At 44.8% G+C, this 10,829-nt stretch carries 12 protein-coding genes and 1 pseudogene; 4 read left to right on the forward strand and 9 right to left on the reverse strand.

What is annotated here, in order from left to right:
* The 7 genes and pseudogenes from D8Y20_RS12980 to D8Y20_RS13010 all read right to left on the reverse strand — a co-directional run.
* Positions 1-561: pseudogene (locus D8Y20_RS12980) on the reverse strand (hypothetical protein); the annotation flags it as partial.
* 408 nt (positions 562-969) lie between these two features.
* Complete coding sequence (locus D8Y20_RS12985; protein WP_147434096.1) at positions 970-1,617, reverse strand: hypothetical protein; 648 nt, start codon at positions 1,615-1,617, stop codon at positions 970-972.
* A 234-nt stretch (positions 1,618-1,851) separates the two neighbouring features.
* Positions 1,852-2,802: a c-type cytochrome gene (locus D8Y20_RS12990; RefSeq protein ID WP_236075450.1), complete on the reverse strand. Its 951-nt coding sequence runs from the start codon at positions 2,800-2,802 to the stop codon at positions 1,852-1,854.
* A 134-nt stretch (positions 2,803-2,936) separates the two neighbouring features.
* Entirely contained in the window at positions 2,937-3,974 is a 1,038-nt protein-coding gene (locus D8Y20_RS12995) for a multicopper oxidase domain-containing protein (protein WP_370050755.1), read from the reverse strand.
* A 71-nt stretch (positions 3,975-4,045) separates the two neighbouring features.
* Positions 4,046-5,005 carry an FAD-binding oxidoreductase gene (locus D8Y20_RS13000; protein WP_121544146.1) on the reverse strand — a complete coding sequence of 320 codons (960 nt, stop codon included), beginning with the start codon at positions 5,003-5,005 and terminating at the stop codon, positions 4,046-4,048.
* A gap of 26 nt (positions 5,006-5,031) precedes the next feature.
* The gene (locus tag D8Y20_RS13005; RefSeq protein ID WP_370050756.1) at positions 5,032-5,463 is read right to left on the reverse strand and encodes a group 1 truncated hemoglobin; all 432 of its coding nucleotides are present in this window, start codon (positions 5,461-5,463) and stop codon (positions 5,032-5,034) included.
* Between the two features lie 87 nt (positions 5,464-5,550).
* Entirely contained in the window at positions 5,551-5,916 is a 366-nt protein-coding gene (locus D8Y20_RS13010; RefSeq protein WP_121544148.1) for a group 1 truncated hemoglobin, read from the reverse strand.
* A gap of 214 nt (positions 5,917-6,130) precedes the next feature.
* Here D8Y20_RS13010 and D8Y20_RS13015 point away from each other — a divergent pair, with 214 nt between their 5' ends.
* On the forward strand, positions 6,131-6,598 hold the full coding sequence (locus tag D8Y20_RS13015; protein WP_121544149.1) for an Rrf2 family transcriptional regulator: 468 nt from the start codon (positions 6,131-6,133) through the stop codon (positions 6,596-6,598).
* Positions 6,599-6,704: 106 nt separating this feature from the next.
* Positions 6,705-8,180: a hypothetical protein gene (locus D8Y20_RS13020; protein WP_161957648.1), complete on the forward strand. Its 1,476-nt coding sequence runs from the start codon at positions 6,705-6,707 to the stop codon at positions 8,178-8,180.
* A gap of 378 nt (positions 8,181-8,558) precedes the next feature.
* Here the strand turns inward: D8Y20_RS13020 and D8Y20_RS13025 are convergent, their stop codons facing one another.
* Together D8Y20_RS13025 and D8Y20_RS13030 are read right to left on the reverse strand one after the other, a co-directional pair.
* Entirely contained in the window at positions 8,559-8,837 is a 279-nt protein-coding gene (locus D8Y20_RS13025) for a hypothetical protein (RefSeq protein ID WP_121544151.1), read from the reverse strand.
* A gap of 20 nt (positions 8,838-8,857) precedes the next feature.
* Entirely contained in the window at positions 8,858-9,265 is a 408-nt protein-coding gene (locus tag D8Y20_RS13030; protein WP_121544152.1) for a hypothetical protein, read from the reverse strand.
* 379 nt (positions 9,266-9,644) lie between these two features.
* On the opposite strand from D8Y20_RS13030, the gene D8Y20_RS13035 reads away from it, so the two are divergent.
* Entirely contained in the window at positions 9,645-10,208 is a 564-nt protein-coding gene (locus D8Y20_RS13035; RefSeq protein ID WP_121544153.1) for a cbb3-type cytochrome c oxidase subunit I, read from the forward strand.
* 3 nt (positions 10,209-10,211) lie between these two features.
* On the forward strand, positions 10,212-10,739 hold the full coding sequence (locus D8Y20_RS13040; protein WP_121544154.1) for a hydrolase: 528 nt from the start codon (positions 10,212-10,214) through the stop codon (positions 10,737-10,739).
* Positions 10,740-10,829 lie beyond the last annotated feature (90 nt).

A 10,829-nucleotide genomic window follows, 5' to 3' on the forward strand; every position in this document is an offset into this window, starting at 1 on the left:
ACCAACATTATTCAATGCACCATTTAAGCCCGTCAATGTGATGGTTAGCCCCATGACCGTTCCGATCAAACCTACTGTGATCAACAAACTGCCCAACAAACCAACAAAGCGACTGCCACGAATATGCGAAGCAAACTCTACCGTACTGAGTTCTATCAGGTTTACCTGACCACCGGACTGGCTAATATGTTGAATAGCCTCAAGAAAACGACTCGATGTACTCGACATACGACGTTTGGTCATACGCGCAGCTTGCAAGCCCCTTCTTCTTAACTGCCCCTCCATTTTGTAGCCATAAAACCACTCCACAGTTAACAACAACACATGAATCAAGCTGACACTTACACCTAGCGCAAATGCGATCATGATAACCCATGTAACACGTGAGGAATCATTTATCACAAAGTCCCACAAGTCTGCCTGCCGATAGAGCTGCATGAACACGCCTGTAGTAATGGACAGCCAAATAACCCAGAAGCCCAATGTTTTCATAAAACGCTGATCCATGGCGGTATTCTTTCGCAGTTTAGGAACAGATCCGGATGATTGCGGGGAAGTCATTTCTTTCTCCTGTTAGAGCATCGTTAATATTTTATGGAATATGGAAGTCATTTCATAACGAAAAAAACCGCCTGCGGATCACTCCGAGGCGGTTTACAATCTAATCTTAATACCCTTGGTCGTCTAGCTGACTAAGGTAATTATTTATGCTTAGTCACGGTTGCGATCAGCAGCGCCAGCAAGCAGTAAAGGTGCGACTACGCCCAATACAACAAACAGGATAAAAGGATAAATAAAAGCAGTTAATTGCTGTTCCATAGTGTAAAAACCTCCCAGAAAATGAATCTTGTTCGGGAGCTTAGTCACTCTATGCAATGCATGCAAGCTTTAGCCACATCTCACTATGGTCAGCAAAGCAAGCTACTTGTTCATCTAGAACCAATCACACTCTCTTCGTCTGTTCAACGCTCAGCTTTTGCCACCGGACTTATGTTGACGATCAAAGTCACCAGGACGCCTTTTCTTGGCGACTTTCCTGGGGTCATTCCAGCCAGTATCATCCGGATCTTTCCAGCCTGCAACACCACCAACGAAGAAGTAACCCGCGGCAAAGGTCAATACTGACAAGAGCATCACAGTATATAAAATAAAGATCGTCATGCCTTGATCCACCATCAAGGTAATATCCAGACCGGTCGGTGTCTTCTGATATGGGCCAATCGCATAAGATGAAGCCTGCACCCTTAACTCGGCACCTTTCAAGGTATAAAGCACATTTTTACTCAGATAGTTATTAATCTGAGTTGTCATATCTTCGACAAGCACTTTTATGTCTTTATTCCAGAGGTTAAAATCAGGACTGGTTGAGTTTTTATCCAATACGGTGATAACAGCCTGATCAACGACCTTCAACAGGACAACATTCACCACATTATCAAAATCAAGCGTTGATACAAATTCTACTGTTCCCCATTCAACCTGAGGGTTTGCTGTCAACGTCAGGTCCAGCTTCACAGCCACGTCACCTGAATCCAGGATTGTTACATGTGGATCCAGCATTTCATAAGTAACACCGGTTTTTTGAGAAGTGTTTTTAATGTAAAAAGTCGAATCCATATTTGCCTGGATGCTTTTTTGAGGAATAATTACAGGCAGACTTTCAACCTTATATACATAGCCGCCTATATTTGAGACTATGAAAAATAGTAATCCCAAGGTAAATATTAGCTTTTTAGTTAGCACATTTCTCTCCTAATACCATTGTTTGAAACAGATACAGACTTGCTCTCTCTGAACGTATCAGGAGGGGTTTCCCCCTCCTTTTATACATAATGTGCGAATTCTCAGCCCTTATTTAGGTTCAAATTCACAGTGACATAATTTGCGTATATGTTTCACAAGATCATGAATCTCAGCGTCTGTCAGAAGTGATTTCCAAGGTGGCATCAAAGCTGATTTATTGATCGATACACCGCCCTCTTTAATTACCTTGAACAGATCAGCATCTGACCTGGCCTGCATATATTTTCCATTACTATGGTTACGGGCAGGTACAGCCATATCACGAGAGTTAATACCACTTCCATGTCCGGAAATACCATGACACTGCATGCAATAATGACGGTAGTTCTTAGCAGCCGATTCATTCACATCGTCTGTTGCGAATACTGGCATCTCTCCAGCAGGTTCCTGATCAGCCACTGATTCTTCGGTATTTTCACTTACCTTTGGTACAACAACACCTGCAAGAGACTCAATATAGTTAACCAATTTCTGTAAGTTTTCTTCAGAAAGATCACGTCGAGGCATATATGTTTTGTGGTTCCATCTGTTTGGATCACGGACAAAACTTAACATATATTCCGATTTTAAACGCTTGCCAGCTGAGTAGAGCTCAGGACCAGACAAGCCTCCGTAATCAGGTGCGATACGATGACAAGCCATACAGCCATTGCCTTTATCAAACAGCACTTCGCCTGCAGACCCTGCATTGATTGATGGATCAAGTTTTTCAGCTCTAATCAATGCAGTTTTCGTTCTCTTAGCTAACAAGACCTCCGCTACACTTTCCGCCTCCATGGCAGGCAAGCTCACGTGCTCAGGGAAGGATGTAGTACGTATCATATCCCTCTTTTTACCTGACTCAACATGATCCAGATAAAACATACCGGAAGGTCGAATTTGTGTTGGATGTTGCAACCACTCTTTCAACCAGCTTTCATTGTATTTATTGCCGGCGTAATAGAGCGCAGGACCTTTACGCCAGAGCCCATCAGTTTCAGGCCCTGGTTTGCCAGTCATGTTATGACAAGACGCACATTCCATTTTTTTTATCACTTTCAAGCCCGCTGCACTGTCTGCAAATGCTGATGTGCAAAACAGCAATGCAAAGGCTGTGCAAGCAACTGATAAAGTGCGAGTCAGATATTTCATCTTTAGTGTCCTCTGCGTCTTGTTTTAATAGCGGTACCCTTATGTCCTGTTTGTTCAAAGAGACCATAACCTTTTTTCATAGATTCCTGATAGAAGAAATCAGGATCATATTTGATATCTTTCCATACATACCAGTCATCCATCGGTGTACCTTCGTACTCCTGTACTGTAATCGGGCCACCAGGGAATTTACCACGCGCAGTTACATGTTTATCAACATGATCGTGGAAAATGAAACGGCCCTGCTTATGATCAGCGGTATAGATTGCATCATAACGTTCACCCGGACCAAACATAATGGTCTCGGATTTATATGGTGCAGCCAAAGGCAGGCCATCTTTATGGGTTACAGTCCAGTCATGACCATGTACATGCATGGAGTGAATGGCGCCACCTGCACCAAACAGACGCACACGCACTACATCACCAGTCTTCATGCGAATCGGTTGCGTATAAGGAAATGAACGACCATTTACAGAAAAGTAATCTTCCACATCATATGGCGTTGAACCTGTACCATATTTATCAGCATTGGCTGATTCCCAAGTGGACATCATCATCAACACTTCTTTGGTCACTGTCTTTTCCAAGGCTGTTGGATGCTTCGGATCAATAACAATCGGGCCCCACATACCACGAATACCCACATGTTCATTCACATTTACATGGCAGTGGTACCAGAGCGTGCCTGGACGATCCGCCTTCATCTTATAGGTAAATGTAGTACCTGGTTTAATAGGTTCCTGCGTGATGCCGGGAACACCATCCATCCGCCATGAACCCTTCTGATGGAATCCGTGCCAATGAATAGTATGGGATAGCGTTGTATTATTGGTGACATGAATAACCAGATCATCACCCTCTTGCGCGTGAATCAGTGGACCAGGTACCTGACTGTTAAATGCAAATACTTTGTAGTTCAAATCCGGAGCTACTGCCAGTGACACTTCGTCAATCGTCATATTCATTTCACGTGTTGCCGCCTCTGCCGTCGTCATCGCTGTAAACAGCCCGCCGATCGCCAGTGACATTGCTACCATTAACCTTAATACCCTCATTATCTATCCTCCTCTTTTTTCATACTGCGTATAAACACGCAACGTTATGCAGATCACACAAATGGATCAGTATAAATATCTGCCATGGATGCACCTGCCATAAAACACGTCTGCTTCAATCCATTCACAATTTCAGGATCACCACACACATAAATCCGCCAACCGGTTAATTGTGGAACTGCGGTCTGAACAAGCTGTTGAATATCGCCCTTCATGCCTCCCTCAGGCACTTCGCCATGCAATACGCATGGGATATAATGCACGTTTTCATGCTGTTGTGCCAGCGCATTTAGCTCATCTGCATAATACAGCCCTGATTCTGCCAGACTTGCATGAAACAGATGAATATCACCACGATGACCATGCTGCAGTGCATCACGCACAATACCGTACAAAGGAGCAAGCCCTGTGCCAACCCCCACCATCAGTAGAGATTGGTCTAAATCTTTATCCGTATAAAAACAATCACCAACAGGTCCGTCTATCGTAAAGCTACCACCAACCTTCGCGTCATCATGCAAATATCCGCTCATCTGGCCATTAGGCACACGCTTAACATGTAACTCCAGCACCCCTTCATCAGGTAAGCTTGCCAATGAATAACTACGCACCAACTCTGTTTCAGGATGTTTTAAATTAATAAACTGACCGGCAAAATAATCTAATGTCTCTTCACTCTGAAGGCGTAAACGCATGACTGATTCGTTCAACAACTGCTTTTCAATCACGGTAGCCTTAAGCCAACCTTTTGACACATCCGCAACAGCTAGCTCCATATCCTCTTCGGGTGTGCAGATACATGTTAAGAAGTAGCCTTGTGCAGCCAATGTATCTTTCAAACCTTTTTGAGATTCAACGGGCGGCTTACCTTTAACTGCTTTGCTTATACATGTCTGACACACACCCTGCCCACATGCAGAAGGGAGAAGTACACCATGCCGGGTTAAACCCTCAAGAATTGTTTCACCTTGATGACAGTCATAATCATGACCATCAAACGTAATCATCGGCATGGCATACTCTCTTTATTCACTATTATTTATCGATTAAGCACATCATCGCGAACGCTATCTGCAATCGCAATGATTTCCGCAACTTTAGCTTCACCAACACCCAGCTCTGCCAACGTCGAACGCAAATGCGCCAACACATGTTCAAAGTGAGAGTCATCCAAGCCCATTTTTTCCACCAGATGTTTATGACCAACACGCATATCCATACCGGTATAATTATTAGGGCCACCGAACACCATGGTTAAAAAGGCTTTCTGCTTAGCTGCCTGCTTGGTCATATCAGTACCTTCAAAAAATACTTTGATATAAGCATCAGATAGCACACGGCGATAAAAAATATTTACGGCAGCATCAATGGCAGCAGCGCCACCTAACTGATCGTATAAACTCTTTTCAGCCGGCGCTTTTGCTTTTTCCTCATCTTCGCTGGCGCGTGATTTATCTGCAGCACCCGCCAATAATAACGGTGCCAATACACCCAGCACGACAAAAAGTATAAACGGGTAAATAAATGCTGTTAATTGCTGTTCCATTTATATGACTCCCTATCGATTCAACACATCATCGCGAACACTGTCTGCGATGTTGATGATTTCCTGAATTTTATCACTACCAACACCCAACTCCGCCAATGTAGAACGCAGATGCGCCAATACATGTTCAAAGTGAGTATCATTCAAGCCCATTTTTTCTACCAGGTGTTTATGACCGACACGCATATCCATACCGGTATAATTATTGGGACCACCGAATACCATGGTTAAAAAGGCTTTCTGCTTACCAGCCTGTTTTTCCATATCGATGCCTTCAAAAAAACGTTTGATATATGCATCACCCAATACTCTGCGATAAAAAATACCAACCGCTGCATCAATGGATGCCTCACCGCCTAACTCATCATATAAACTCATAAAAATCCTCCGGTATATATATTCTTCTTATGCACTCAGATGATTCGTAAAAAGCTCTCAACCCCCGCCCTGTGGTAAAGAACACACCTGATATTGGAGAAATATGATGACGATTACAAAAGATGTCAACAGAATATATATTCTAAAGTTTAAAAGATACTAATAGAATATATTAATTAATTGCATATCACCAATAGCCATCTATACTAGCCTCATGCATTTGACACGATATACAGATTACTCCTTACGTGTATTAATATACTTGGGCGCTCATCCCGGCAAACGGGCTACAATTAGTCAAATCACAGATCATTTTGGCATATCCCGCAACCATCTGGTCAAAGTGGTACATAATTTAGCGCAGCTAGGCTATATCAAAACCACGCGAGGCAAGTCTGGTGGCATGGTTCTGGCCATGGAACCCGATGAGATTAATCTTTCAGCCGTTGTTCAGCGCATTGAACCTCATCTGAATCTTCTGGAATGCTTTGACAATAAAACCAACACCTGTCCGATCTCAAGCCAGTGCAGATTAAAAGGCGTTTTCTTTGAGGCCAAACGTAGCTTTATCGGTGTACTGAACAACTACACTCTCGCAGACATATTAGTCTCGGAAGAGACCCTTCCTGCCCATTCTCTTTCTGAACACCTTGTCCCGATTCCCTTGCCTTCACGCGGCTAAAAACGATTTCTTTCTGACACATGCTTTCAGCATGGCTGATACACTAACATTTAAACCAAACGATATTCAGCTTGCCCCTTAAGGGTGAATGTTTAGCGTGCCGTGTTTGAAAAAGACATCCACCGCTTATAGAGAGAATATTATGCTGTCCAAAATCACTCAACATATCGAACCCCGCCATTTCGGTTTGCTTGCACTATGCGTCTTGGCTTTTATATACATGGCACTATTTCGCTATGATGCCTACGGAATCGAAGAAGGGGCTGCACGCGCTCTGCTCATCAATTGGTCAATTATTGATCATGTTGCCAATGCCACACCGTTGTTTGGTTTTCCTGATCTGCGCGCCATCATGTTTATGTTCCTTGACCTCCACTGGGCCGGCAGTCTGCCCGCCGCCAAGGTATTTACCCTGTTCATGCTATTGGGTACTGCATTGATGCTCTACCGCTGGTCAGAAGCCAATGACAGCTCTGAAGTTGGCACCATGGCAACCGCCATGTTGCTTATTTCACCGATTACCATCATGCAGACAGACTCTCTCTCACCAGGCGTATTCCTACTGTTTTGTTTTGCTACATCATATTGGATGAACGAATACTTTCAAAAAGCAGTTCGCACCATGTCTGCTTCATATTTCCTGTTGCTGTTAATGAGTGCTTTTGCCGTCAGCTTGCATCCGATGGGACTAGCTCTTCCTATTGCTCTGGCGCTACTTTGGCTACCAAAGAAAGTATTATCCGAGGACAACAACACCTCATCAGATAATGCACAAATGCTCGACAAACGCCGCAATTTACTTATCGGTCTTACGATCACTACAGCTTTACTTGTATTTGTTCGTTGGGGCTGGACCGGCCTGGAGAAAAGTAGTGATCACCTCGCCAGTCTTGGTGCAACCATAACCGGCTCTCCGATTCTGCAAAGCACACCACCAGTCGGTTTTGGTCTCATCATTGCCAGCCTGCTCGGTTTTGTCATCGCCATCTATATCTACCGCCGTTATTTTGAGCTTTTCAGTTTAACGCTGGTCATTGCCTGCCTGATTGGTCTCTTCCTACCAGACACTTCATGGGCCCTGTTAGCACTGACATGCATTCTCTTTCTTGGTTTACCGATATTCATCGCAGCCCACCGCAGAACGGGCATTCAGAACATGATCGGCCAGCGCGGACTGATCATTTTACTGGTGATTGTTTTCACCAGCATCTGCACATCAGCCAACAAACATTACCGCGAGATCAGTCAACTAAAACTCAAATCAGACACCGATAATTTGATCGCCTCAGCCGCTTATATCGCCAACAACCACGACATTGAATTCCTGATCGCCAGCCAATGGCCAGCGCGTACAATGCTCGCTACCAAACGTGATGTACTGCCTTTACCACCAGAACGCATTTTGCAGGACGCCGATACCTTTATCGCGAAAACAGCCAGCGTGACACATTTCATGTTCGACACCAATGCACCGGAGAACGAAGCCTTATCAAAAATGGGGGTTAGCATGCCACGGCATCTGCAAGCTATTGAAATTCTACCTGCCGGTGTGATTTTACAGGTCAACGCAACGCCTGAATAGTCAACTCAGCCTTAATACGCTAAAGACTTGAGGCCTCCAAAGGGGGCCTGTCAGGCCTAAAAGCTATAGAAAACAAGAGCAAGCAAGGCGCTCCTGCTGAGCGATAGTCTGAGAAGCATAGTGGTCCGAGATGTTCTGGGCAGACAGACCTTCCACACACGACTGCATGGATGCAGGAGATAGAGCAACGCAGGAGCGAGTTGCCGGGTAAAGTTTTCATAAGCCCGACAGACGCTCAGGCCTAATTAACCCCCAACAATTTAATACAAAATAAAGAATCGCCGCAAAGGGTGATCACAGGAATCAAACACAGCAATCACAATCAGACTAAGCAACAACCGGCCATTGTAAGCAATGAACAGAGTCAGACATACTGACCTATAACTTGCTCTTATTTAAATAATAAAAGAACACTGCCACCACAACACCAAACGCTCCGGCAAATACTAATAAACCACCAACAATCAATGTGCCGAGCATGAAATCTGATGCATCATCAGGCATGTTTGGCACGAGATAACTCAACAGAGCGATACCTGCAATCATCGCAAGCGCATAATTACGCATCATGCGCTTCCAAACACCGAGGTCAGCCTTATTGCCCGATTGCACTTCAGTCTCTTTCACTTCTGTTTTTTTCATTTCAGACGAATCCATCTCAATCATCCTTGTTCCCTTTATTGTGTTGCTCCCGGCACAAACAGTAACCAGCCGGATGCAAACACCAGGAACCGCACTACTACCACACCGACAAATTGTTTCTTATGCTCCGCACGATGGTGATGATGTTTCTCACCAGTCGCGTTTGCAAGCATCGCACGGCCAGCCATAATCTGTAATACATACAGCGCATACAGAATCATCACCATCATCACATGACTCCAGATGAGAAATGAAAATATCTCGCCATGATCAATCAAACGTTCTTTCCAATCATGCGTCAAATAAAGATACACCGGAAAAAACAGATCAAACACCATCAGAGAGATCATGGCTGAAATATGAAAACGGCGTTGCTTGCGCCAAAACCACGCTGCAAACAACACCACAAAACTACACAACACAAGAATTACAGTTATAGGCATGTGCAAACCCTACGCAGATAAAACATCATGCGTCACCCCTGAGAAGACAATGGTAAGTACATTCGCATTAAAATAACAAAAGCATTTACCGCAAAATACGCAAAGCTCACCCCAGGGTGCCTTCTCTTGCGCAAGCGCAATTCTCCTTGTCGCAGAGTAAACCCCTATATTTTAATATGTTAGGGTTTCCTGCCTAAGATTCACTATAGTTATCTGGTGAATACATCTACTTTTACAACGGTCGCCTTTGACTTACTTTGCGTCCCCTGCGGTGGAAAATACTGAATAAGCTGTAAAACATAAGGTGTTTTAATGCGATTACCCTGTGCATATAACGCATCTTTATTGCACTCGATGGTTAAATCGCTACGCTTCGCCCATGTCAAATGACCTGTCTGAACACACACACACACCATCACTTTCCGCAGATGCTCAAGAACCAAAGGAATTACGCTATCTTGCCAAGTTCCTTATCTTCTCCGTAGTCTCCTTTTTCGTAGGTACCGTTCATGGTGTACTGCAGGTTATTCCGGCCATTCGCGCCTGGCTGGATTCTATAGGCAGCCCATATGGTGGCCCCGGCCACATGATTGACCCTCTGGCTCACGCCCATATCAACCTGGTTGGTGGCGTGACCATTCTCGGCATGGCCATCACCTATTATTTAATTCCGAAAATCACCCACAAACCAATCTATTCTCGCAGCATGGCAGAGCACTCCTTCTGGTGGTCGGCCTGTGGCGTGTCTGCTTTTTACATCTCATTAATGATCTTCGGCATTTGGGAAGGCAACCTCTGGCTCACTAACCCTGAAGAAATTCCTGCCATTCACCGCTTCTATGGCCCGGTTATATCTATTGCTGCGACCGCCCTTGCGATCGGCTTCTGGGCCTATCTTGCCAACGTACTATTGTCCGTAAAGGGCCTGTACAAGAACTCCTGATCCATGAGCCCCCGTTTAGAATGTGGTTGCCCATCTGAATACCCAGACTGGCGTAGCGGAGACATTGATCTGGGTGGTCAACTTGTCCACACACTGAAAATTCCGATGTTCATGCATATGCCGATTGGCTATGAGTCCAACCTGGTCAGACAAAAGGCGGACATAGAACGCTTGGAACTGAATGAAAAATGGCCAGGCTTCAACCTGACTCGCACCGGTGCCTTTCGTGGCCAGATGCTTTGCCCATTAGCAGAAGAGAACTCTCCAGCGCGCAATATCGCGGTGCTACCCAATCCCTTCCACCTCCGTGTGCACCTCTTACATGGCGATGTCACCGAGATACGCAAAGAAGTGCGTAAAATGCAATCTGAGCTACTTGATGAAGGCTTAATGCCCAAAGAACTCTATATGAGTTACCTCACCTGCCCGATCTGTGAAGAGAAGCGCGGCGGCAAGCGTTTAATGCTGTTTCGCCGCTGGGTCAAAAACACCAAACTCAAAAATCGCTTGGATAAAAAGAAAAAAGCCTGAAATATTTAGCGTACCCCAACATCAATAATTCCCTTCAAGTTCGGACAAGCGCTACAACTTAATCGCAGGGATGAGCACCACCAACTGTGC

This window comes from Mariprofundus sp. EBB-1, assembly GCF_003665155.1.
Classification (GTDB): domain Bacteria; phylum Pseudomonadota; class Zetaproteobacteria; order Mariprofundales; family Mariprofundaceae; genus Mariprofundus.